The 24,794-nt window shown below is 56.3% G+C and carries 20 protein-coding genes; 13 read left to right on the forward strand and 7 right to left on the reverse strand.

The window, feature by feature from the left end; all coding sequences use genetic code 11:
* Positions 1-249 precede the first annotated feature (249 nt).
* The 3 genes from Mal52_RS20655 to Mal52_RS20665 all read left to right on the forward strand — a co-directional run bounded on the left by Mal52_RS20655 (position 250) and on the right by Mal52_RS20665 (position 5,028).
* The gene (locus Mal52_RS20655; RefSeq protein WP_145378412.1) at positions 250-2,853 is read left to right on the forward strand and encodes a DUF1553 domain-containing protein; all 2,604 of its coding nucleotides are present in this window, start codon (positions 250-252) and stop codon (positions 2,851-2,853) included.
* 69 nt (positions 2,854-2,922) lie between these two features.
* Positions 2,923-4,392 carry a DUF1501 domain-containing protein gene (locus tag Mal52_RS20660; protein WP_145378413.1) on the forward strand — a complete coding sequence of 490 codons (1,470 nt, stop codon included), beginning with the start codon at positions 2,923-2,925 and terminating at the stop codon, positions 4,390-4,392.
* 135 nt (positions 4,393-4,527) lie between these two features.
* Positions 4,528-5,028: a hypothetical protein gene (locus Mal52_RS20665; protein WP_145378414.1), complete on the forward strand. Its 501-nt coding sequence runs from the start codon at positions 4,528-4,530 to the stop codon at positions 5,026-5,028.
* Positions 5,029-5,065: 37 nt separating this feature from the next.
* Here the strand turns inward: Mal52_RS20665 and Mal52_RS20670 are convergent, their stop codons facing one another.
* Positions 5,066-6,286 (reverse strand): polysaccharide biosynthesis/export family protein, encoded by a 1,221-nt coding sequence (locus tag Mal52_RS20670; RefSeq protein WP_145378415.1) that lies wholly within the window; start codon positions 6,284-6,286, stop codon positions 5,066-5,068.
* Positions 6,287-6,564: 278 nt separating this feature from the next.
* Here Mal52_RS20670 and Mal52_RS20675 point away from each other — a divergent pair, with 278 nt between their 5' ends.
* Entirely contained in the window at positions 6,565-7,749 is a 1,185-nt protein-coding gene (locus Mal52_RS20675) for an acetyl-CoA C-acetyltransferase (RefSeq protein WP_145378416.1), read from the forward strand.
* Positions 7,750-7,877: 128 nt separating this feature from the next.
* Here Mal52_RS20675 and Mal52_RS20680 read toward each other — a convergent pair whose 3' ends face one another.
* Complete coding sequence (locus tag Mal52_RS20680) at positions 7,878-9,398, reverse strand: M30 family metallopeptidase (RefSeq protein ID WP_145378417.1); 1,521 nt, start codon at positions 9,396-9,398, stop codon at positions 7,878-7,880.
* Here Mal52_RS20680 and Mal52_RS20685 point away from each other — a divergent pair.
* On the forward strand, positions 9,397-9,660 hold the full coding sequence (locus Mal52_RS20685) for a hypothetical protein (protein WP_145378418.1): 264 nt from the start codon (positions 9,397-9,399) through the stop codon (positions 9,658-9,660). The genes Mal52_RS20680 and Mal52_RS20685 overlap by 2 nt on opposite strands.
* Positions 9,657-11,111: an enolase-like domain-containing protein gene (locus tag Mal52_RS20690; RefSeq protein WP_145378419.1), complete on the forward strand. Its 1,455-nt coding sequence runs from the start codon at positions 9,657-9,659 to the stop codon at positions 11,109-11,111. The genes Mal52_RS20685 and Mal52_RS20690 overlap by 4 nt, the downstream gene beginning before the upstream one ends.
* Before the next feature lie 2 nt (positions 11,112-11,113).
* Here Mal52_RS20690 and Mal52_RS20695 read toward each other — a convergent pair whose 3' ends face one another.
* Positions 11,114-12,454, reverse strand: coding sequence for an amidase (locus Mal52_RS20695; protein WP_145378420.1), 1,341 nt, complete (start codon positions 12,452-12,454; stop codon positions 11,114-11,116).
* A gap of 416 nt (positions 12,455-12,870) precedes the next feature.
* On the opposite strand from Mal52_RS20695, the gene Mal52_RS20700 reads away from it, so the two are divergent.
* Complete coding sequence (locus tag Mal52_RS20700) at positions 12,871-13,596, forward strand: lysophospholipid acyltransferase family protein (protein WP_145378421.1); 726 nt, start codon at positions 12,871-12,873, stop codon at positions 13,594-13,596.
* 18 nt (positions 13,597-13,614) lie between these two features.
* On the forward strand, positions 13,615-14,967 hold the full coding sequence (glmM, locus tag Mal52_RS20705) for a phosphoglucosamine mutase (protein ID WP_145378422.1): 1,353 nt from the start codon (positions 13,615-13,617) through the stop codon (positions 14,965-14,967).
* Positions 14,968-15,079: 112 nt separating this feature from the next.
* On the opposite strand, the gene Mal52_RS20710 is transcribed toward glmM, so the two are convergent.
* From Mal52_RS20710 to Mal52_RS20725, 4 genes are all read right to left on the reverse strand, one after another.
* On the reverse strand, positions 15,080-15,670 hold the full coding sequence (locus Mal52_RS20710; RefSeq protein ID WP_145378423.1) for an REP-associated tyrosine transposase: 591 nt from the start codon (positions 15,668-15,670) through the stop codon (positions 15,080-15,082).
* Between the two features lie 215 nt (positions 15,671-15,885).
* On the reverse strand, positions 15,886-17,103 hold the full coding sequence (locus Mal52_RS20715) for an IS4 family transposase (RefSeq protein WP_197533420.1): 1,218 nt from the start codon (positions 17,101-17,103) through the stop codon (positions 15,886-15,888).
* Between the two features lie 243 nt (positions 17,104-17,346).
* Positions 17,347-17,550 carry a hypothetical protein gene (locus tag Mal52_RS20720; protein WP_145378424.1) on the reverse strand — a complete coding sequence of 68 codons (204 nt, stop codon included), beginning with the start codon at positions 17,548-17,550 and terminating at the stop codon, positions 17,347-17,349.
* A 62-nt stretch (positions 17,551-17,612) separates the two neighbouring features.
* Entirely contained in the window at positions 17,613-18,767 is a 1,155-nt protein-coding gene (locus tag Mal52_RS20725; protein ID WP_145378425.1) for a phosphotriesterase family protein, read from the reverse strand.
* Positions 18,768-18,970: 203 nt separating this feature from the next.
* Between Mal52_RS20725 and Mal52_RS20730 the strand changes: the two genes are divergently transcribed.
* From Mal52_RS20730 to Mal52_RS20750, 5 genes are all read left to right on the forward strand, one after another.
* Positions 18,971-19,189 carry a hypothetical protein gene (locus tag Mal52_RS20730; protein WP_145378426.1) on the forward strand — a complete coding sequence of 73 codons (219 nt, stop codon included), beginning with the start codon at positions 18,971-18,973 and terminating at the stop codon, positions 19,187-19,189.
* Positions 19,190-19,873: 684 nt separating this feature from the next.
* Entirely contained in the window at positions 19,874-21,013 is a 1,140-nt protein-coding gene (locus tag Mal52_RS20735) for a hypothetical protein (RefSeq protein WP_145378427.1), read from the forward strand.
* 483 nt (positions 21,014-21,496) lie between these two features.
* Positions 21,497-21,985, forward strand: coding sequence for a thiamine pyrophosphate-binding protein (locus Mal52_RS20740; protein ID WP_145378428.1), 489 nt, complete (start codon positions 21,497-21,499; stop codon positions 21,983-21,985).
* 836 nt (positions 21,986-22,821) lie between these two features.
* Positions 22,822-24,132 (forward strand): NADH-quinone oxidoreductase subunit NuoH, encoded by a 1,311-nt coding sequence (gene nuoH / locus Mal52_RS20745; protein WP_231962403.1) that lies wholly within the window; start codon positions 22,822-22,824, stop codon positions 24,130-24,132.
* On the forward strand, positions 24,132-24,752 hold the full coding sequence (locus tag Mal52_RS20750; protein WP_145378429.1) for an NADH-quinone oxidoreductase subunit J family protein: 621 nt from the start codon (positions 24,132-24,134) through the stop codon (positions 24,750-24,752). The genes nuoH and Mal52_RS20750 overlap by 1 nt, the downstream gene beginning before the upstream one ends.
* The last annotated feature ends 42 nt before the right edge of the window (positions 24,753-24,794 follow it).

Here is a 24,794-nt window from a genome sequence, read left to right on the forward strand (position 1 = left end):
AGGGCGTACAAGATCTCGAGATTTCGCCCCTCACTGCGCCCCAGCGACCAACGGGAGCGACACCCAGCATCTCGAGCGGAAGCTCGCACAAAGCGGCTGTGCCGCCGCATGCCGCCGCTTTTGGCTTGCCATGAACCTCGGGAAACGGGATAATCGGTTATGGGTCTTGGCAGATCGGTTGGAAGCCGGTTTTCGAGGTCCCTCCCACCTAAAATTCACTCCCCCACTTTCCTGCCTGTGGAGTTGTTTATGTTTCGCACACTGCCCTGGGGCTGTTTGTGTCTTGTCGCCCTGAGCGGTCTTGCATCCGCCGATGAATTGGTACAGCCCGACGCAGCAGTCTCTTTTGAAAAGCAGATACGGCCAATTTTCCGCACGTATTGCTACGATTGCCACGGCAGCGGCGAGGAACATGCGGGCGGATTGGACCTGCGGTTGCGGCGGTTTATGATCACCGGTGGCGAAAGCGGGTCGGTGCTCGAACCGGGCGAACCGGATAGCAGTTATCTGATGGACCGCCTACGGGACGGCGACATGCCGCCTGGGGAGAAGAAACTCTCTGCTGAAGATATTTCGACGATTGAAAAATGGATTGCGGCCGGAGCGCCGACAATTCGCTCGGAACCGGAAAAATTAGGACGCGGTTTGGGCATCACTCCCGAAGAACGCGCCTATTGGGCCTTTCAACCGATTGTGCGACCCGACGTGCCGGTCTTTGCTCCCCAAAATAGCGTGCGGAGTCCGATCGATGCGTTGCTGTTGGCGAAGATGCGTGAAAAAGGATTGTCGTTTTCCAACGATGCTTCAAAGCTGACATTGCTGCGGCGGGCGCATTTGGATTTGACTGGAATTCCGCCGACGATGGATGAGATCGTGCAATTCCTGGCCGACGATTCGCTCGACGCTTATGAACGGCTGATCGACCTGCTATTGGAATCGCCACAGTACGGCGAGCGCTGGGGGCGACATTGGTTGGATGTCGCGGGGTATGCCGACTCCGAAGGTTATACTGTGCGCGACAACGTACGAAATTACGCCTACAAATATCGCGACTATGTAATCCGCGCATTGAACGCCGACAAACCGTTTGATGAGTTTATCGTCGAACAACTCGCCGGCGACGAACTGGTGCCGTTGCCACATGCGAATTTGAGTCCGGAAAATCTCGAAAAATTGGTAGCGACCGGTTTCTTACGCATGGGAGCCGATGGGACAGACGGCGGCGCCGACGATATAGATTTGGCCCGCAATCAAGCGCTGGCCGAAACGATCAAGATCGTCTCCACCTCTTTGTTGGGCATGTCGGTCGGTTGCGCGCAATGTCACGACCACCGTTACGATCCGATTTCGCACGACGACTATTATCAACTACGAGCGATCTTCGAACCGGCCTACGATTGGAAGAACTGGCGAACACCATCGCAACGCCGACTCTCGCTGTATACCGTCGAAGAACGCGCCGCTGCGGCTGCTGTCGAAGCTGAGGTCGCCGAAGTTGCCGCCGAACGGAAAAAACGGCAAGACGAATTGATGGCGCAAGCGCTGGACGCGGAAGTTGCGAAAATCGAAGACAAAGAACTGGGCGAGAAACTGCGAACCATTTATCGCACACCGGCAGCAAAGCGCACGCCGGAGGATGTTGCCTTGTTCAAAATGCATCCGAACTTCAATATCTCGCCGGGCAATCTCTATCAATACATCAGCACGTCGCGCGAGGAGTTGAAGAAATTCGATGACCGGATCGGAGAAATCCGCAAAAAGAAACCGGTCGAAGATTTCGTACGCATCCTGACAGAAGTCCCCGGCCGCGTTCCGGAAACCTTTTTGTTTCATCGTGGTGACCACCAACAACCGAAACACGAAGTGATTCCCGCTGCTCTGACAGTCGCTGCTCCGGAAGGCCAGCCGTTTGAAATCCCCAAGAATGATGAAGCGTTACCTACCACAGGGCGTCGTCTGGCGTATGCACGCTGGCTGACCAATGGACGGCATCCGTTGTTGGCGCGGGTGATTGCCAATCGTGTCTGGCTGCATCATTTTGGCCGCGGCATCGTCCCGACGCCGGCCGATTTCGGAACCGCCGGTCAACCGCCGACGCACCCGAAATTGCTCGACTGGCTGGCGGACGAATTCATGGCGCAAGGCTGGAGCCTGAAACAACTGCATCGCACGATCATGCTGTCGACCGCTTATCGGCAATCGTCTGAGACAGATGCAAGCAAACAACAGATCGATAGCTCGAATTTTTATTATTGGAAAAAACCGGTCGTCCGGCTGGATGCGGAAGTCATCCGCGATCATGTGTTGGCAACAGCCGGCACATTGAGCAGCAAGATGTATGGTCCCCCGGTGCCGGTGAAGGAAGATTTTGTGGGACAAATCGTCGTGGGGGGCGATGATACGCGGCGGAGTGTTTATATCCAGCAACGGCGAAGTCAGCCGATGGCCTTGCTCACGGCGTTTGACGCGCCGGTCATGGAAACGAATTGTGAACTCCGACCAATTTCGACCGCGGCAACACAATCGTTGATGCTGATGAACGGCGAATTTATGCTCGCGCATGCCAAGAAATTCGCCGAACGTTTGCAACGTGAAGCGGGGGACAACGTGCGACGACAGGTGCAGATTGCCTGGCAACTGGCCTATTCGCGACCCGCCACCCAAACCGAATTAGACGATGCAGTGCAGTTCCTCGATGAACAGATTGTCTACTTAAAACAAAACCCGCCGCCCGCACCGCCCAAGAAAAAAGGGGAAGCCGATCCGCCGGCCCCACCGACTCCCCAGTTTGAAGCCTTGGCGAATTTGTGCCAAGTGTTGTTGAACTCCAACGAATTTCTGTACATGGAATAAGATCCGGCAAGCTCACCCAGATCACGACCTCCCTACATTCACATTCGGCAAGACGGAAAGTCTCACACCATGCATCGATCATCCTCCACTGCTCGCTCGCAAGCCCCGGATTGGCAATCGGGCCGCCGCCGTTTTCTGTTCAACAGCATCGCCGGCATGGGAAGTTTGGCGCTGGCATCGTTGCTGAAACAGGATGGCCTGCTGGGGAAAGAAGGCATCGCCCCCAAGCCGCGGACCTCGTTCGATCTGGCGGCGAGAAAACCGCACTTTGAACCCAAAGCCCAAGCGATGATTTCGCTATTCATGCATGGTGGTCCGAGTCATATCGATCTGACCGACCCCAAGCCGGAGTTGACGAAACGCGACGGACAGGACTTTTCCGGCGACATCAAGTTTAGCTTTATCAATCGCGCCAGCAAGAAACTGATGGGCAGTCCGTTTAAGTTTCAAAAACATGGCGAGTGTGGCACGGAGTTGTCGGAATTGTTGCCGCACTTGGCGGAAATCGTCGACGATATCACCCTGATCCGCTCGATGCACACCGGGATCAACGGGCATGAATCCTCGATCCGGTATTTGAATACGGGAATTTCAATCCCCGGTCGTCCCGCACTGGGGTCGTGGCTGACGTACGGCCTGGGAGCGGAAAGCGACAGCCTGCCGGCGTATGTGGTGATGACTGATCCAGGCGGACATCCGGTCGACGGCGTTCGCAATTGGTCCAACGGTTGGATGCCGTCGATTTATCAAGGAACCGTAATCCGTCCCCGCGAACCACGGATTTTGAATCTCGAGCCCCCTGCCCGGCTGGCCGGGACGCTGCAAGAACAGAATCTAAAATTCCTCGGCAAACTCAACCGGCGACACCTAGAAAACCACCCCGGCGAGAACGATCTTGAGGCGCGGATCAGCAGTTACGAATTGGCAGCCCGGATGCAAGGTGCTGCCAAAGAGGCGCTCGACATTAGTCAGGAGACCAAAGCCACGCAAGAAATGTACGGCTTGGACGATCCGGCGACTCAGGAATACGGCACACGATGTTTGATCGCGCGGCGGTTGGTTGAACGCGGAGTGCGATTCGTGCAACTGTTCCTGGGTGGCCAACCATGGGACATGCACAACAGCATCCGCACGCAATTGCCCAAGGTCTGTAAGCGGACCGATCAACCGACGGCGGCGCTGGTCAAGGATCTCAAAGCGCGAGGTCTGTTGGATACGACGCTCGTGCATTGGGGCGGCGAAATCGGCCGACTGCCTGTCACCGAAGGGGATCCCAAGACCGGTGGTCGCGATCACAACGGACAAGGCTTTAGCAGCTGGCTGGCCGGCGGCGGAGTCAAAGCGGGTTTAGCGTTTGGAGAGACCGATGAATTCGGCCATAGCGCCGTCGTCGATCGCGTCGCTGCCAATGACTACCAAGCGACCTTGATGCACCTGTTCGGCTTCGATCACGAAAAGTTGACATTCCAACTCAACGGCCAAGAACGAAGCCTAACCGATGGTCGTCCCTGCCGGGTCGTCAAAGAGATCCTGGCGTAGAATACCGAGAACCATGTCTCAGGATCATGTGTGTTCGGCGTTTTCCGTCTCAGCGAAGTGCTTCTTAGATGGGCACGTAATATGCGATAAGATTTCCACAGATCGTCAAACGCGATTAGAAAGGTAGGAAGTCTAGTGATCGAATCGCCAGGCAAAGTGAGGGGAATTCAATGGCGCGTAGTAGTCATAGCATTGCTTGTCCTGGGCCTGCTTGTCATCGCAGTCTTGTTTGTGTTTTTTCCAGGACTGTTTCAGGCTGAATTGTCAAAAGCAGATAGCGAGGCAAGAAGTGCCGACCGTATTTCTGATGCGGTTGTGCAAATCGCTTGGCGATTGCCTGGTACGATGGCCTGGCGTAAAACGCTGCCGATCGGAAAGTTGCCTGAAGGGTCACTAACGTATGCTGAAGATATGAAAGAGATGTTTAAGTTGAATTGGGAGCATGTCCGTACCGCCCCGGGTGGTGACACGTGTAATTATGTAATTAAGTACTGGAATGGCAGTGATTACATTACACATAAAACTGTGTCCGTGGAAGACAGCTCCTCGATTGTGTTGTTAGATAAACCGGCCATCGAGGTATGCGTGTTCCCTCAGGGGATCAACGCGGAAAGTGATAACCACGACGAACCCTGAAGCTTAGGCCGATGCGGTGATTTTTAAGTCCCTGCCGTTAATCGCGCTGGCGAGCGACCCGAAAGAGCACGCGGTGCACGAGTTTTCCCGCACGGTTCATCGTGATGGCGTCCTGCTTAGCCGTGCTACGTTTCTTGGGCAGTAGACGAACGCTGGGTAGTTTGCCGCGGGCTACCGTCATCAACACCGGCAGCCTGCGCGCCGTGCCGGCGATTGCGGTTTTTCCGGGGACGACAGTCAGCCAGCGTGAAACACGCTCGCGATGATCGCGCAACATCCAAATCAGCCCAATGACAATCAACAACGCACCAATCACCGGCGTCCAATTGTTCTCAGCTGGGGTGCTGGACGTTTCAGTGGTCGTAGCCTCAGCAGCGGTCGGTGCGGCGATGGCAATTTCAGGTCCGCTTTCTACTGCCAATTCCGCGACAGCAGGTTGTTCATCCATCAGATTTACATCGTCACCTGCTTGGTGATCTAACGGTGCGACTGGTTCGGCGAACAGCTCGGGACCAGTGACCGGCTCGGCGGTTTCCTGCGACACCAATTGCACGCCCCTGTCGGCGCTGTCGGGCATTGCAGCAACAGCGGGAATCTTGGGAAGAGTTGCAAAGTCAATGTTCTGCGGATCGAAGACCAGGACCATGCCATTCGTCAGGCTGCGCAAGGCCTGTCCGATGGGACGTCGCGAGTTCTCTTCACCACTGGTGATGATGCGAATTTGATTGGCCATTCCGGGGGATTGCCGTAACTCCGCCAGCAATCGGCCGACAGTCACGTCGGAGCTAAAAATGGGCAGAATGATCGGTGTCTCTAAAATTCCCACGAGACCAACGTAGTTGGCATTGGCGGACGAAGTTTTTTTCCGTGCCGCTGCAGAGGGAAATTGAGCTTCTTTTTTTGTGGCAATGACCACATCGCCTGATTTCAATCGGCAATGCGTTGCGTTTTTTGTGAATTGGTAATCGGCGTGGTGCACCACCCGGCCGGCCCGGACGATTTGGATCTCGCAACTTCCCTCGGGCGAATCAAGGCCCCCCGCACGTTTTAACAGAGTGTCGATCACCAGCGGCGACGACTGAAATTCAAACGCACCGGGAAACTGAACATCGCCAATCACGTAACAGACGGCGGTATTCGGCGCCGGACCATTTTCGGCCGGAATGGGAGTCACATTCGCATCGGCAGCGAGGATCGCATTCACCGGCAGCACCGTGGCTGCTACGATCAAGAGTTTTCCGATTAGCCGTATGTTCATCACCCGATTCCTCCACTCCAATCCGAGGGCGAACCCGACTGAGACAACATCTGCTCGCGCCGGCGCGATGATCCTGCGGCCCAACGGATATCGCGCTGCACAGCCGCCCCCTACAATTCCTATAATCGGCAGGTTTTCCAGGACTGCTTCACTCGAATTCCCGTCTGCGGGTAAGTCATCAAGGGCGGCATGATCGAGATGTCTTTCGTTTTTAGGGTGCGGAGGTATCTTGAAATGGAATATGATGACACCGACTTAATATTCAGGAGTAAATAAAGATGACGACAGATGCCTATGTGATCGCCGGTTGCCGGACACCGATTGGGAAATTTTTGGGTGCGTTTCGAGATATTCCCGCGCCGGAATTGGGAGCGATTTGTATACGCGAAGCGCTGCGCCGCGGCGAGATTGACCCTGCAACCGTCGATGAAGTGATCATGGGCAACATTCTCTCCGCAGGTCTGGGACAAGCTCCGGCGCGACAGGCGGCACTCAAAGCCGGCATACCGGCCGGTGTGGCGGCGCTGACCATCAACAAGATGTGCGGGTCGGGCCTCAAAGCGGTGATGCTGGCCGATCAGGCGATTCGTCTGGGGGATGCCAACGTGATTGTCGCCGGCGGGATGGAAAACATGACCCGCGCGCCGCATCTCATTCCAGGAATGCGCGAAGGATTGAAATTCGGCAACGGTCAACTGGTCGACTCCATGCTGTATGACGGATTGTGGTGCACGTTCCATGACTGCGGCATGGGAGAACACGCCGAAGCGACCTCTAACCAAAACGATGTCAGCCGCGCGGATCAGGATGAATTCTCCGCCGCCAGCCAACAACGCGCCGCCCGAGCCGCCGCGGAAAATGAATTCGACGACGAAATCGTCCCCGTTACGGTTCGCGTGAAACGTAACGAAATTCAAATTACAGCGGACGAAGGGCCACGCCCGGAAACAACGGCAGAGGTGCTGAGCAAATTACGCCCCGCATTCAGCGCCGAGGGAACGGTCACGGCGGGAAATTCGTCGATGCTCAGTGATGGCGCCTCGGCGGTGGTCGTGGCCAACAAACAAATCGCCGATGCGTCCCCTGCTCCATACAAGGCGCGCATCGTCGCCTCGTTCACCAGTGGCGTGGAACCGCGCGACATTTTCATCGCCCCCGTGGCAGCTGTGCGCGGCGTGTTGAACAAGGCCGGTTTGTCGCCCGATGACATCGATCTTTTCGAACTCAATGAAGCCTTCGCCGCACAGATGCTGGCCTGCATGAAACAATTGGAGCTCGATCCGCAGCGGGTGAACGTCAACGGCGGAGCAATCGCATTGGGTCATCCCATCGGTGCCAGCGGCGCACGCATCTTGGTCACGCTGATAGCGGCCCTGAAACGCCGTGGCTTGCGCCGTGGATTGGCGAGTCTCTGTTTAGGCGGCGGAAATGCGGTGGCGATGATCGTCGAATGTGAGGCGTAGGCTGTTTCAGTTAAACACCCACAGTCAGAGAAATCGGGTGCCACTGCTGGCTTGTCCAGCAGTCTGTTTGCCGGTCACACGGTTTGCACTGGCGGACAAGCCGCCAGTGGCACCCGGCGTTTGCGTATTCACCGTGCGGCTAAATGCGGTTGCCGTCCGTTTTGATCCGGAGCAGCGGACGGTAATTTGATCAACGTGATTTGCAACTGGGCCGATGATTGGCTGGAAACGCAGAGCCGAACTATCCCCGGCGAATCTGCGGCGGAGATTTCCACGAACCGGCTAGATGTGCCGTTGAGCGACAGAGTCGGAGCTGCGCTGTTGATGTTCCATTCATCGCGAGCGATGCCTTGTAGGTCGTGCTCTCCAATGTGGCCGTTGAGCGAAAGGTATTGCAATCCAGCGGGCGATTGATTTGCAACCGTTGAGTTCTCGACTGGCGCCCCAGCGAGGGCGATGGTCCAGTAGCGGAATAAGTCCTCAAATGATTGACCAGTCGCCTGCTGCAGATTGATGCGGCCGCGCTGTCGGGAATGGATGAGGCGGCGGATCAATTGGTCGCCATAGGTATCAGTACACCATCGCAATAACAGATAGGTCGCGCCGCGACAACCGTGGTCCCGCCAACGGCCCGCTCGATAATAATCGGCGACAACCAGCGGGCACTCAGCCGGGTTTTGTAAAAATGCGTCGATGCGGTGATCGAGATTGGACCAATCGCTGCTGTGCATATTTTCGGCGACATGCGCGATCGCTTCATTGAGCCAATCCTCCTCATCCGTGTCGACGGCCATCGAATCCGCCAACCGTCGACGAGCGCTGAAGAGCACAGCATGCGTATATTCGTGCGCCAACAACGTTTTGAGCCGCGGCCCGGCGGCGATATTGGAATTCAAATACAACACGTCCGCTTGATTTCCAAATGGCGGGGCGATGGTTTTGCGAAAATCACTGCCGCGGACAAATCCTCCCACAGAGGTCTGCCCTCCTTGGAGTTTGCCCAGCCAATGCGACAACAGAATCGCAAATTTCCCGTCGCCATCGACATCGCAATAATCGCCGCAATGCTGCAAGCTCGTGGGATAGACTTCGTCGTCGAACAGACGAATCACTTCCGCTGCAATGTCGGGATACAATTCTCGCTCAGTTTGATCGCCGTCAAGATAGACCCGCACATGTCGCCCTTCGGCAATCAATCGCCCGCGGACTTTGTGATAGCTGCGCGGATCGTCTAAGGCTCCGTCTGTGACGTGGATAGAAAAGTCGCGAGATGCGCGGGTATCCTGCGACGGTGTTCTGTCTGTGAGCGGCAGAGGCGCTGCCGGTGTCGTAATGGGGCGAACAGCAAGCGGGGCGATGCGCTTGATGGGTTGCTTGGTGACCGCCGCAATCGGATGAGCGTTGAGCGAGAGCGGGAACTCCACATCGCTCGCGGCTAAGCTGCCGATGATCAGCAAATACCGGTCACCGTTGCCGATTTCGAGATCGAACGTCGCTGCACCATCTTCGGTTCCTATGGCGTAGGGGATTCCCGCATCGAGCGTTGTGATCCCTGTAGGTGGTGTCGCCTGAGCGCGGTGCAATTGGATACAACAAACGGCAAACGATCCCAGAATCATCAGCGCAATCATGATTCCGCGTTGGTGCATGGTTGATCCCGGCTTTGAGATGATGGCGAAACCCCGTCAGCAGCGCGCGGGGTTGCTCTTATTCCGCATCGGAATTGAGATGCTTGCCGGTCCAGCAAAACCGTTCAACTTGCCTCGGTTTATGCATAGTGATTGTGATCCGTCACAAAATCACAGAGGCTGGGCAGACTTGCAGATACAGTTTGCCGACGGTTACAGTGAATTTTCAGCGCTGTTGCTGGCCATCGTTGTCACCGAAATCGGAACCCATTCCCGCCCATGACTTACCGCATCAAAAACATTGAGTTGTACGTCCGAGAAACCCCGCCGGGACGGATGGCGTTTGCCATTGGCAAACAGTCGGCCAAGGGACCGCAGCAACGATTGACCAGCCCGCTGGGGCATGTACGACTGGAATTGGAAAATGACCGCGGCGACACGACGTTCGGGTGTGCGGGAGACCGGTTGTCGGTTCGCTGGCTCGATAAACGTCCGGGGCGCGAACGGGGCCTGAAACTGCGCGAGTTGGTTGATCTAATTGAATTCGCGCGCGAGACCTACTTGCAATCGCCGCAGTTCGAGACCCCGTTTGCTCAGTGGCAGCAATGCCACAAAACCATCATGCGCGAAGGTCGCCGCCGCAAGCAGGAAGACCTCACGGCGGCGTTTGCCTCAGCGCTCTTTGAACGTGCGTTGCTGGATGGTGTCGCCCGGTTAGAAGGCCGATCGTTGTTTGAAATGATTCATGCAGACCGATTGGGAATTCGCCCGGCACAGGTGCATCCGGAATTGCACGACCTGCCGCTGCCCAAAATCCTCCCCCCGACTCCAGCGAGCGAATTTTACATCCGCCACACAGTCGGACTGGCCGACCCATTGACGGCCGACGACTTGCCAGAAAAGGACCGCGTCAATGATGGGCTGCCCGAAACATTAGCAGAGTACATCCAGACCGATGGTGTGGTGCATTTCAAGGTCAAGATTTCGGGCCAACCGGATCACGATCTTGCGCGGCTGGAGCGGTTGTGGGATCTCATTCCCAAGACCGAAGAAACCGTCATCACGCTCGACGCCAACGAAGCCTACACCGACATGGGGCGATTTCGCGATTTTGTGCAGAACTTGGAAACACAAAATCCAGGCTGCTTTCAACATATTTCCTACATCGAGCAACCGTTGCTGCGTTCGCTCAAGGTAACGCCCGCTGATGCGAAGATCTTGCGCGAGATTGGCGAAAGCAAACCGGTCATTATCGACGAAGCGGATGGCACGTTGCATTCCTTCAAGGACGCCCACGCGGTCGGCTATTCCGGAACCTCCCACAAGAACTGCAAGGGGTTCTTCAAATCGTTGATGAATTATGCGCTCATTGCGCATTACGGACTGGAAGGGGAGTCGAATTATCTCAGCGGCGAGGACCTGCAAAATCTACCGGTCGTGCCGTTGCATCAAGATTTCGTCTCGGCATCGATCCTGGGATTGAACGACTGCGAACGCAACGGCCATCACTACAATTATGGGCTGTCGTTGTTATCCGATCAAGACAAAACCAACGTCACCAAGCACCACCGAGACCTCTATGTGAAGCGGGGGGATGAATGGTTCTTGAACATCGTCGACGGCAAAGTCCGTTGCGCGAGTCTGCAATGTCCGGGATATGGTGTGAGCAACGAACCCGATTGGGCTTCGATGACCAACATGCGACAGTGGCTGCAAACGCGATTTCCGGCCTGAGATTATTGTGAAATCACGCGTTCGCACCACCGTGCGACTTGGAACAGCGCCGCCTCTTCAAAGGGTCGTCCGACGATTTGGATCGCCAGCGGCAACCCCGCGCTTGAGAGTCCCATCGGAAACGAGACGGTCGGCAGTCCGGTGAAACTCCAAGAAGAATTGAATGCCGGATTTCCAGTCGTCGAGCGGTCCGGTGCTGCGCTGGTCGTGGCGGGGCAAATCAAGGCATCGACCTCCGCAAAGCAATCCAGCATTTGCCGTTTCAGGTGGACTTGAAGATCGCGGGCACGAATGTAATCGGTCACCGAAGCTGCCAGTCCGTCGGTGATCAATTTCGTGATGCAGGGGTCGTACTCTTGCGGCTCAGCGGTGAAGCGTTGTTCATGCACCGCTGCGGCCTCGGCGGCCATCACCAGAGCGTGCGGCGCGAGTACGTCGCTGAAGTCCGCGGGCAACGGAGTACTGGAAATCGCTGCACCGCCGCCGCGTAGTTTTTTGAGAGCCGCAGCGAATGCCGTTTTCACGGTCTCATCCGCCATGTCAGCGAATAGACCTTCCAATTGGCCCAAGCGCGGAGCGGCTATGCCTTCGGGGTCAAGTGTTGTCGCTGTCGGTTCCGGCGGCCGATCAATGCTATAGGGGTCCCCCGCGTCGTAACCGGCAATGACGTCCAGCATCACGGCCAAATCGTCGACTGTGCGGGCAATGGGACCAGGGTGATCCAGATTCGGCGCGAGTGGCAGGATGCCCCGCAGGCTAACCCGGCCGTGCGTCGGTTTGCAGCCGGCGACACCGCAGAACGATGCGGGACGGGTGATCGATCCCCCGGTTTGCGAACCAATCGCGCCCAAGCACATCCCAGCAGCGACGGCGGCTGCTGATCCACTAGAGGACCCGCCCGGCGTGTGGTCGAGATTCCAAGGATTGCATGTAGGAGGCGGGTCAAACGAGGCGTATTGCGTGGTGACGGTTTTACCCAACAGAATCGCACCGGCCGCTTTTAGACGGGCAACGACTTCGGCGTCGCCCCCGGCAATTTTGTCTTTCCATCCCGGCGAACCAGCCGCCGTCGGCCAGCCAGCGACGTCGACAATATCTTTGATTCCCACTGGAATACCATGCAACGGTCCGCGATCGGTCCCAGCGGCCAACTCCGCATCCAATTCCCGCGCGCGGGCCAAACTGCCCTCGCGATCGACAAGCACCCAGGCGTGAATCCGTGATTCTTGTTCGTCAATACGTTGCAGGCATTGCTCAACGATTCGCACACAGGTCATCTCGCCCGCGCGTAACCGCCGGGCGGTGCCGAGGATCGTGTGTTCCGGTGCCGGATAGAGTTCCATAATCGGCCTTTGATTGCTTTGTGCTACGAATGTGCAGAATCTTAATGGTGTTCAGTAAAGAGAAACCACGAAAGACGCGAAAAACACGAAAACGATCTAATCGGAGAAGAGACAAACCCGCCTTGCTCAGATTTCTGAGAAATACGTTGCGAGAAATAGACTCTGTAATTTTTTCGTGTCTTTCGTTTTTTTCGTGGTTCAGTTTTTTGGGGGGGGAGTTGTGACCAGCTTGCGCGCTCAGATTTGTTTTCTCCTGCAGTCGGGACTCCTACGAATTATGACGTCTTTCTGAGCAGAAGAAAGTGTGGTTGGATTTCCAGACTCTTTTCAAAAATCGGCAGCATGTGTGGATACCGGACGCTGCATTGGCTATCCTGCCGTTTCAGCGAGACCCGCCCCTCCGAGTGACTCTATTCATGTCCGAAGTTCAATCCCAAACTCAGCAAGATCAGCCTCAGCCGGCGCCACCGCCCCATGAGTCGCCGTTGCGGCGCAATTGGGTTTGGTTCGGCTTTCAAATGGTCGCGCAGGTGCTGTTCACCATTTGGTTTCGTGCACGAACGCGGGGCCTGGAAAACCTGCCCAAAGAAGGGCCGGGCCTGATTTTGATGAATCACGAAAGTTTCCTCGATCCCTTGGTGGCGGCAGTTTGGATCAAGCGACCTGTCAGTTACCTCGCCCGCCACGACCTGTTTGACGTTCCCGTGGTCGGCTGGATATTGCGGCGGACATACGTGATGCCCATCAATCGCCTCAAAGGCAGTTCCGCTGCCATGCGGGCGACGATCCAACGACTGGATCAAGGCTTTCTGGTGGGGATCTTTCCCGAAGGAGCCCGCACCGAAGATGGCGAATTGGGAGAAATCAAGGGGGGGTTCCTGGCAATTACGCGACGTGCTCCCGTGCCGATTATTCCGATGGGGATTGCCGGCACGCGCAAAGCAATGGCGTACGGCGATTTTTTCCCCAAGCCGTTTCGCGTCCGCGTTGTCATCGGCGAACCGCTCGATGCCGAAGAAGTCGCGCGGCTAAGTACCAAGGAACGACAAGGGGAAATGTTAGAACTCATCGAACAGCGATTGCGGGACTGCCGCCGTGCTGCTGAGGAATGGCCCCGGATAGAAAAGTCCGGCAAACCTTAATGTGGAAGGATCACAGACGTGACACAACGGATTTTGAGCATATCGGGATTGCGGGGCGTGGTGGGGGACGGGCTCGACCCAGAGTTCCTCGTCAATTTCGCCGCCGCTTTGGGAACCATGTGTGACGGGGGCACGATCGTGCTCTCCCGCGACGGGAGAGCAACGGGCGTGATGGTCAAACACGCGGTCATGTCCGCACTGCTGGCCACAGGCTGCGACGTCGTCGATATCGATATTGCCTCGACCCCCACGTGCGGCGTGTTGGTCACAGAGTTAGAAGCCGCCGGCGGGTTGCAAATCACGGCCAGCCACAATCCCGTGCAGTGGAACGGGCTGAAACCGTTCCAGCCGACCGGTTCGGTGTTGGATGAAGCAGCCGGCGCGCGGCTGCTGAGCATTCTGGAAAGCCGCGATTTTGCCTGGAAGGATCATGCAGGAATTGGAACGGTTCGCCAATTGGAAGATCCGGGTGGAATTCATCTCGGGCGAGTCTTCAAGTTGGTCGATGTCGCCCCGGTGCGGCAACGAAAACTGAATGTGGTACTTGATTGCAATCATGGCTCGGGCGGCGTGCTGGGACCGTGGTTGCTGGAATCACTCGGCTGTGAAGTGCATGTGATGGGCCGGACGCCCGACGGTCAATTCGCACACACGCCCGAACCATTGGCACAAAATCTAGGGGGACTGTGCGACGAAGTCCGTGCCCGTGGCGCGGATATTGGATTCGCCCAAGACCCCGACGCCGACCGGTTGGCGATTGTCGACGAAAAGGGCCGCTACATCGGCGAAGAATTGACGCTCGCTCTGTGCGCCGATTTCATTCTGGCACGGACACCCGGCCCGATTGTCGTCAACGGCTCGACCAGCCGCGTGACGGCTGATATTGCGGAAAAGTATGGCTGTGCGTTTCATCGTTCCAAAGTCGGCGAAGCGCATGTCGTGGCCAAAATGAACGAGGTAGGCGCGATCATCGGTGGTGAGGGGAACGGCGGTGTGATTGAACCACGAGTTGGTTTCGTTCGCGACAGCTTCGCCGGCATGGCCTATGTCTTGGCCGGTTTGACCGACCGCAAAACCACCCTGTCCGCCTGGGCCGACTCGCTGCCGCAATACACGATCGTCAAAGACAAGATCACCTGCGAGCGAGACAAGGTCGATCAAGCTTGCGCAGCCTTAAAGGCAAAATACGCCGATGCCGAAGCCACCGAAGGGGACGGCCTGCGGCTGGATTGGCCCGACCGTTGGGTGCAAGTGCGAGCCAGCAACACCGAACCGATCGTACGCATCATCGCCGAAGCGCCGGAACAATCGACGGGCGAAGCGTTATGCGCCGAAGCCAAAGCGATCGTCGGCGAAGCCGTCGGCGGGTGAGTGATTACGCAAGCCAAGCGAGTGAGTGGTAGCGTCGGGCAAGCGGGTGAGCGACAGCGTGTAGGGCAGGCGGGTGCCACTGCTGGCTTGTCCAGCAGTGCTGATGAGCGGCTCACAATTCCTTGATCGCGAACTCAGTAGGCAACGGCTTTAATCTCGGTAAGTCCGGGTCAAGCGGACTTTCGGGTTCTAAAAATCGCCGCGCACTTGACCATCGCCAGTCAATTGCACGTTCACAGAGGCCACTTTTCACTGGATTCTCGTGGATATAGTCAATCGCGGCAATGATAGATTCCGGCTCAATTAGATTTCGATCGTATCCAGGGCCTTCTTGCCAATACCGAAACGTCGTTACCCCGGGCCGCTGACGAATCGTCAGTTTCTCAAGCAGGTTACATTGGGAACTGAGGAGCAATTGTTTGATGCGATAAGAATAAGGCCTTTTGATCGCATTCAACAAAGCTGAGATTGTCGACGCATCTCGTTCAGGCAGCACAAGCAGATGCACGTGTTCCGGCATGAAGACAAATGCCACCAGCCGATATTGATGCCGCTCTGCTGCCCGCACAACACTTTGTGCTAGCAAGGTCTTCCACGAATCATTCGTCAATAACGGCATCCGCCGGTAGCAGGAAAACGTCAGCTCGTGAACGTGCCCCCGTTCCTGAAAATGTTTCACCCGTTTTCGATGTGGTTGGTCCATTCCAACAAGCTCCCCAAACGAAGCACTGCTGGACAAGCCCAATCCTGTTCGGCTCGATTGTTGCTATTGTTGGGCGTGATGGCAAGGTGGCGGTGTGTTTGCTTGTTTTTTGGGGGAGGGCGTGGCTGCAAGGGCTGCGGTTGGTGGGGTGGGGAGTTGTCTCAGCGCAGCGTTGAGCGGCTCGTCATCTGCGGGGAGTCGCGGAGCGAGTGGGGTTAGACGCTTGTCGTGGCGTGCGGCGGCAAACGGTTTATGTGGGCCAGTAGTTCTTCTTCATCCGCCAAACCTTGGAAGTAATAACAAAGCATTTCATACGTCCGCAGCGTCGGCTTGCGGCCGGTCACTAGGCTGATCAGCAGGCAAGCGATGATCGCACAGTACGTTTGAATTTCGATTCCGTTGTCACAGTCGCTTAATAACTTGCGGCAGCCCAGCACATGTTTCAAAAACCGAAAGTACAATTCGATCATCCAGCGACTGCGATAAATCAACGCGATGATTTCCGCCGGCACGTCCAGCAAGTTCGTCACCAGCACGACGTCGTGCGTGGCAGCGGCCCGCTTGCGTCCGCCTCGCTTGGGATGCGTTTCGGCGCGAATCACCACCCGCCGCACGCGATGCTGCGGATGCTCAATCCGTCGCGATTTGGGCGAACCGAGTTGGCCGATGGCGTCTTCCAACACGCCCGCCGCCCGCGCCTCCTCGTCCAGTTCGCGAACCTCGTCAGCCGTAAACGCGCGGTCGTTGCGGATGCGGCAAACGTAGCTGCTGCCGACATCGACGATCGCGTTGAACAGCGAAAATTGTTCGTAACCGCGATCGATCACGTAGCAGCGATCCGGTTCCAATTGGCTGCGCAACACATTTTTTTCATTGGCCGGTCCTTGGCCGCTGGCGTCAGTGACTGCCGATTTGACAGGCACGCCTTTAAGGATTTCAAAGTGCGCGTGCAGCTTAAAACCGCGATCGTTGCGGGTGGCGAAACAGGCCTGCGTGATTTGCGGCAGCTTCTTCAGCAGACTGCCGTCGACGGCGGTCAAGGTCTGCGCAAAGTCTTTCAGCCGCGGGTCGCAGTCGGCGCGTTGCGGAGCGCGCTGGAGCAGTTCACCGGCGATTTCCCGCAGCAATTCCGGGTCAAACACACGTGCCGCTTCGGACAACGAACCCAGCGAAGCCCGTTGGCAACCGAGCAAGCGTTGCACTTTTTTGAGCTGGCTGGTTTGTTGCATGCCGCGCAGCGAAGTGACGATCGGGTTGAACATAGACAGCAGCATCAACCCGCAATACTGATCAAAAAACAAGTCACGATTGCCGGCTTTGTCCCGTTCGCAGCCGACGGGCCGCAAGCGTTTGAGCAGCGAAGAGATTCGTTTCAGATATTTCAGTCCGGTCAAATCCGCATCGGAAACCCGCTTCGCTTTCTTCCTGGCCACAGGGCGCCTCCCCGTCAAATTGGCAGTTTTATCGACTACCATATCCCATGGCGCAAATTCCGTGCCGAACAGGATTGGGACAAGCCAGCAGTGGCACCCGCGCGTGTAGGGCAGGCTCCCGCCTGCCGCCGATTCCAATTGTCGTCCAACGTATATCACGGCAGGCGGGAGCCTGCCCTACGACTTAATGGATATGCGGGAAGGGCGTTTTTGTCTGGTGTGGTTTTCTCGTCACCGTTTCCATCACAGCGATCTTGCCAGCCTGCGGGCGCGAATCTCCGCATCGTCATTACGCAGATGCTGACATAATTGATAATCGCAATCGCCAGAAACATGCGAAAAACGCCAGGCGAGTTCTCTGCTGACGGTGGAAAAAGACAGGCTGTGAAAAGGAGACCAGCTAGCGTGCAGGAACTTACCATTGTGGTAGTTTTCGCGATCTTCCAAATCTTTTCACTCATTATAAATCTCCGTCTTCCAAATCTGATATTGGGACTGGCCTCCGTCCATCAAAACGCCAACACCCGTGCCGGATTGCCGATTGTGATCGCTTGGATATCTTTCGCCGAAACCCCCGCCGCTGCGAGTTGCGGTAGCAGTTGTTTCGTCACGATCGTGTAGTCGGAATCTTTGAACGTCCAAGCGTCGATCGTGTTGTTCGGTACGTTGGAATCGAACTGGCCGCGATAAAAGTATGGCGCCCAATCGTGGCCGACCAGGATTTGTTGGGCGAAGCCTGCTTCGACCAGTCGGCGGATTTGCCGGGCGCACTTGTCGACGGCATAGCTATCATGCCCCACGCGGTCGAACTGCACGTAACAGCCCAACTCGACCAGTTGACGTTGATATTCGTACGCTTCGTCTTGTTTGCGGTCGTCCTTGTTGCCCATGTGGCCGATGATGACACGTTGCGGTTTCGCGCCGGCGGCCAAGAGCAACCGGGCTTGTTCCAATCCGCCGCCGTCGGTGGTGTGCGTGGTGATGGGGCAACCCGTTTCAGAACTGGCGATGGCGGCGGCTGTATTGCAGCGGCGTTCGCTGGGGGTCATGTAGGCACTGGTGCCGATTTTGATCACGCCTGCTTTGACGTTTGTAAACTTCTCGCCCCACTGACCGGTGGGGTCTTCCATCCCTTCACGGATTTCGCGGATGTAAAGCTGTGCGATCTTGTCGATGCCCCCCCTCTCCAGCCCCATTTGAATCGCCCAGGGATGCTGCGGCGCGAAGGCCTCGCACCAAAATCCGGTGGCGGCGATCAGGTGACATTTGACCCGTCGGGCCAAATCGACCAACAGTCTCGGGTCGCGCCCCACACGAATCGGCGTGCACTCGACAATTGCGCCCGGACTTTGCTTGTCGGTAAGCGTCGCCTCGAAGGCCTGCAACATGGCTGTCATCTTTTTGAGCATTTCGTTGCGCACGGCTGGGACGAGCGGCGCGGGTTTGAATTCGTACAACTCTGACCAATCGACCAACGGCGCATGTTCGTGCATGAGCGTCAGTCCCAGTTTCTCGGGTGGAACCGGTCCGAGCACGGTGTGCACGCGCGGCAGGACCTTATTAGCGGCAACGGCGCTGTTCATGGTTGTGCCGGCAACAGCTGCAGCCGCCGCGGCAGTGAGGAGGAAATCGCGACGGCCGAGCGTTGGTAATTGAGACGACATAGCAGCGATCCATTCCTAGATTGGAAAACAGAGTTGATCAAATGTATGGCGGACATTCAGCATACACAGTCCAATCGTCGGATTCCAAGACCACGATTGGTGGACGTTGTGTCGGAGCCAAGCGAACACTCATCGGTCTGCACTTTTAGTGCATCCCAATGAGCGCATAAAAAACACCCGGTGATGAAATGAATCATCTCCGGGTGTCTGGTTTTGCTTACGACGAAAAGTGTCGCAATTACTTCGTGCTGGCCGTGCTGGGAGCGGGGGCGGGTTCCGGAGCGGGTGCTTCGGTGGGAGCTGCTGCCGGTGCCGAAGGAGCACAGGAGGAGCCGCATGATCCACAGGAAGAACCGCAGGAGGATCCACAGGATCCGCAAGAAGAACCACAAGCCGACTGCTGGCAGCTACCGCAGCTCTGAGTCGAGCATTGCGTGACGCAGCAGGTCGGGGCGGGGGTGCAGCAAGCTTGCGTGATCACCGTCGGCTGGCAGCTGGTTTGCGTGCAGCATTCGGTTTGCGTGTAGCAAGAAGTTTGTTGGCAGCAGCTGGTTTGCTTACGGCATCGCTTGGATCGACGCTCGGTCTTGCAGCAAGAAGAATACCGTGCCTTCTTGCATTTGACTTTACGACACCGGTTCTTCGCTTCCGCGTCGCTGGACATGAACGCCAACGCCATCACTACCATCACCGAAGTCACAATCATTTTTCGCATCATTGTCAGACACCCTCCATATGAGTCTCAACTGTGTGAATCCATGATCCCGGAACTGCCGTATAGCCGTTTTATGCGAATCCTGCAGGCTTAAGCCGGTCTCGTTCGCCGCCACCCAGACGTCCCCTGGGTGAAACCACGGCGATCACTGGCGCTGAGTATAACCGGGGGGAATTTGCGGGCAAGACAACGACGGCAAATTTATCGCTTTCCGCGCATCTTCGCAAATTCGGACAATGCACAAGCTGCATCGACTGAATTGCCGAAAACTCCTACTGACACTTTGCGTACTATATTACAGAAGACGTCACACAACCCGCGGTCGACCCGAAAGCACAACCGATAAAGCCACCTCAGCCAGCGACGCCCACCCACGACGGAGATCTTCACTATGCACCGCATTTTATCCAGTCGATTGATTTGGGGCCTCATCTGCCTGTATTTCACCCCGATTGCAGCAACTTACGCGCAGAATTCTCGCCCGCGCAGCACAACATCTCGCACAAGCAAACTGCCCGATACGCATCTGGAGATCCAATTGCTCACCGGCAATGGCGGCGCGAATCGGACCGCGCAGCGCTGGTCGGAGTACTTTCAGAAAATGAATGTTGCTGTTCGCATCCGCCGCGCAACGCCGCGTGATAAACCGGGAGTGACGGAAAAAAATATTGGCAACTCAGTGCGGCGGGTCATCGTCATCGCCGGAATGGACCGCCAAGGCCGCCTGATTCTTCCCGGGCGGATGTTCTCACTCTCGCAAGGCGGCAGACTCGCGGAATGGTTAGACGAACTGCGCACCTACGGAGCACAAGGTTCTCCGGAGGGGCAGCCTGCTTGGGGTTTGACCAAAAAACAATTGGACCAAGTGCTCCTGCCGCTGAAACGTCCTCTCACCATCGACCCGAAGGGCAAAGATCTGTTGGCGGCGATGGTCTTGTTCGCACCTGATATGGAACAGGGGGATTTGCCGATTCACGTCACCCCTGATGCCAAGGAAATTATGGCCCACCCGCGCAGCAAAGAATTGTTTCCACAATCGTTAGCCGGGCTGAGTCGGGGTACGGCATTGGCGATTCTGTTGCGGCATTATGGACTTTGCTTTACGCCACAACGAACTCCCACCGGGGATTTGGAACTTTCGGTGCGCGATATCACAAAGACCAAACAACCTTGGAAAGTCGGTTGGCCTTGGCCGGACGATAAGTCTCGCTCGAGCATAGCACCGAATCTTTTCAAATACGTCACTGTCGATCTAGAAGATCGACCACTGGCAGACGTGGTGGAAGCGGCCTCGTCGGCCATTGGGATTCCTATCCTGGTGGACCACGCCGGTATGAACGAATGGCATATCGATTACGACAAAATCCAGGTCACGTTTCCGCGCAAAAGAACCACCTGGGGCTTAGCCATTCAGCGCATCGCCTTTCAATCGCGACTGCGACGGGAGCTGTATATCGACGAAGCCGGCAAACCGTTTGTGTGGTTGACACCGATTGAGTTCAAGCGCAAACCGACTGCGAAGAAGGAGTGAGGCCTGAGGCGATAGGCTTGAGGTCAGACCGGGCGGTTTCTTAGAACGTGTTTTCAAATTACGTTTTACAACTGCCACCCAGCGCCCCGGGAGGGCGAAGCTCCTGCTGAGCCACATTGTGACGTTTAGTGTGGGAAAAGCTGGAGATTGAAATGGCCAAGGGGGGCGATATGGTTCAGCGCGGCTCGGTCGGAGCCTCGCCCTCCCGGTTACGTCGTGAGTGAAGCACCCGATCCTTTATGGGCTGCGCGGTTCGAGGCAAATCACAGAACCGTTCCCGATCAATGGAACGCGTCCCTGAAACAGTCCCGTTCACGGGGGTTCTCGATGCAACGGCTTTAGCCTTCAACGCATTGCAATGCGCCGCGGTTTGAAAACACGCTCTTGGGTATCTGGCATGTCGACGCTGTGGTATTGAGGTGATATCGGCTATGCTTGAGCTGCGTTGGAGAATCCGCTGTCTCTTGCCGTTGAGTTCACCGTATGTTTTCTGGTCCACAAATTGTCGACACCTTGAAATCGCTCGGCATCACGCATGTCGTGTGGCTTCCGGACAGCACGTTTGGCGCGTGGGAAGCGGCACTGAACGATGCTGAAGGCTTGGAACTCATCCGGGTTTGTCGCGAGGGTGAAGCTTGGTCGATTGCCGCCGGGCTCCATATGGGCGGCGCGCAGCCACTGGTGATTATCCAGTGCACAGGGCTGTTTGAATCGGGCGACGCGCTCCGCAACGCGATTTACGACTACCAGCTGCCGCTTTTCGCGCTGGTCGGTTATCGCAGCTTTCTAAATCAGGACGCGATCCCCAACGACTCGGCCCGTGTTTTTACAGAGCCAATCCTGCAAGCGTGGCAGTTGAAGTACCGCCTGATCGATGCTCCTGACAAGCTCCCTGAACTGGTAGAGCTCTACGAAGAATGCCAACGCGATGGCTCCCCCGGTGTCGCCTTGATCGCCGAAGGCCGCATGTAGAGGTTCGCTGCACGGCCACCGGCCCATCCGATGGTCCAAAGTCAATCACACTGGCCCCAAAGCGCCGCTAATACGCGACAAACGTTGTCCAATCGATGACAGATTTAGATGTCTGCGGATCACCATGCGCGAGATCCGATTCACCCCAACATGCTCCTATAAATGGGGTTGCGTCTTAAAACTGCGAGAGTCTCACCCCAACGGCACGGAAATCGCGGTTATGTTTCAGTGTGAGCAGCAACACGAACCATGACTAACGAGAGTGGCAATTCCAACTGAACTAATAGATCCGGAATGACGGGGAGACAGAATTACAGACAGCAAAGCGAAAATTGAGAACGACTGACTACCTACCCGGCGGGTTCGCTGCAATCCCCGTTGTCTTGACCGCACGCTGGTCAGCTAGCGGACTCGCCGTTTTTAATAAGTGCAAAAAGCCACCAGCCTGATGGACTGGTGGCTTTTTTGCGAGCTGGTTGCCGTGACTCAGATTTCCACGACGCTTCCCCCCTAGGCTGAAACTGTGAACAACGTGCATGTGGAGGGTACGACACTGACAAGCGCCCCCCTGAGCTCCACGAATCTTTGGATGGCACGGGTGTTTCTATAGGTCGACACGTCCCAATTCCAATTGATCGAGAGGGCGACCGGGACCGTCGGGTGCTTCTCGATTTTGAGAAATGAAGAGCTTGCGCGGCCGGTCGCTTGAATCGCCTCAACAGTTGTGGCATAGTTCACGCTTTGCTGAATTCGCCGAAAGCGTTATGCGCTGAGGCTTTCAGTTGTGGCGAGCGGCGTGGACGTCGCTTGAGGTTTTGCACAAACCGCTGTCAGTTATGTCCGGACGCATCAACTTCTGCGAAGTTGGTCCGTTTCTGCCTCCGGTGGGGAGCACTTTTGTGACATTTGCGTTGTTTGGAATTGATAGCATCGGTGATATGTTCACCGATGCCTGGTGGAAATGGGCGATAGTAGCGCTGATTCACGCGGTGATCATCGTTAACTTTTTCGCTGTTGCTCCGCTATTTTATATCTGGTTGGAACGAAAAGTCTCCGGTCGCATCCAAGACCGCCTGGGCCCAACCCGGGTGGGCGGGAAGTTCGGCTGGTTGCAGACGTTGGCCGACGGGATCAAGTTGATCCAAAAGGAAGACCTGTGCCCACAAGCTGCCGACGGCATGCTGTTCCGTGTGGCACCTTATATTGTCTTCGTCGCCTCGTTCGCCGCATTCATCGCCCTGCCGTTTAGCAACGGCTGGATCGCCCAGAACCTCGACATCGGCCTGTTTTTCGTACTGGCGGTGATGTCGCTCGAAGTGATCGGCATCATTCTGGCCGGGTATGCGAGCGGTTCGAAGTGGGCCCTGTTTGGCGGAATGCGTGAAGCAGCCCAGATGGTCAGCTACGAAATTCCCATGGCAATCTGTGCGTTGATTCCGATTGTGGCAGTCGGGTCGCTGAACTTGGTTGAGATTGGGCAAATGCAATCGGGTTGGTTTCTTTCCGATTGGCTCATCTTCCGCAATCCGTTTACGTTCCTCGGGTTCTTTGTGTATTTCACCGTGGCTACGGCGAGTGTGAAACGGGCTCCCTTTGACTTGGCAGAAGCTGAGAGCGAATTGGTTGCCGGTTTTCATACCGAATATAGCGGGATTCGCTGGTCGTATTTCTTCATGGCAGAATATGCGGGAATGTTTGCGGTCAGTGGAATCGCCGTCTTGCTGTTCTTGGGCGGCTGGTACACCGGGATCGCTCCTTTAGACAACACCTTGGTTTCGCTGCAATCCGCCGGTCCCTGGGGGCTGAGTAGTTACATTGTCAATCTGTTCTTTATGGTTGTGTTCATCACCAAGGGCAGCCTGCTCGTCTTTTTGCAGATTTGGATTCGCTGGACGTTTCCCCGTTTGCGGATCGACCAGGTGATGATGACTTGCCTGAAGTATCTGCTGCCGATGAGTTGCGCGTTGTTCCTGGGTGCGGTGCTGTGGCCATTGGCCATGTATCAAATCAAAGGGGGCAATGAAGGCGACGGGCGGACACAGTTTTTCGGGGAAGCGATCGCGGACAAGGTGACGCAATTGGATTCCAGCGCCACGCAATCACAACCTGACACGCCGTTGCCGGCCGTTGAAGAGGAGGGGCGGTAATGTTTCAGGAGTTCTTATTCTGGGTGTTTGGGATCGCAGTTTGCGGCGGCGCTTTAGGTGTCGTGCTGAGCCAAAACATCGTGCGAATGGCTTTTTGGCTGATTATTTCACTCGGCTCGACATCGGGGCTGTTTTTTCTGCTACAGGCCGACTTTGTCGGAGCGGTGCAACTGATGGTCTATGTCGGCGGGACATTGGTCCTGTTAATTTTCGGGATCATGCTGACCGCCAGCGGACCTTATGTCACGATGAAAACCTCACCGACCGAATGGGTGGTGGCGGCAATCGTCAGTTCGGCCCTGCTGGGATTGATCACGGTCTCTGCCTTTGGTGTGGATTGGCACGCGGTCGACGGGGTCGTCAGCGGACATTCAACGGAAAACCGTCCTGAAGGTTACACGACCGCTCAACAAGGCCGCACGATTCGACCGCTGGGTTTCGCGTTGCTGGGAGTCCGGCCCGACAAGGATCTGAATCAACCCGGCGAACCAACAGGCGTGGGGTATTTGCTGCCGTTTGAAATTGTTTCAGTGCATCTGTTGGTAGTGCTGGTCGGTGCGGCGTATTTGGCACGGGCCAAGCGACGAGTCGACCCTTTGGCAAAAACGACAGCGAGCTAAATTAAACGCCGCTTGTTCTGCGGTGAAACAACGGAAGTGAAC

This window comes from Symmachiella dynata (genome assembly GCF_007747995.1).
GTDB classification, from domain to species: Bacteria; Planctomycetota; Planctomycetia; order Planctomycetales; family Planctomycetaceae; genus Symmachiella; species Symmachiella dynata.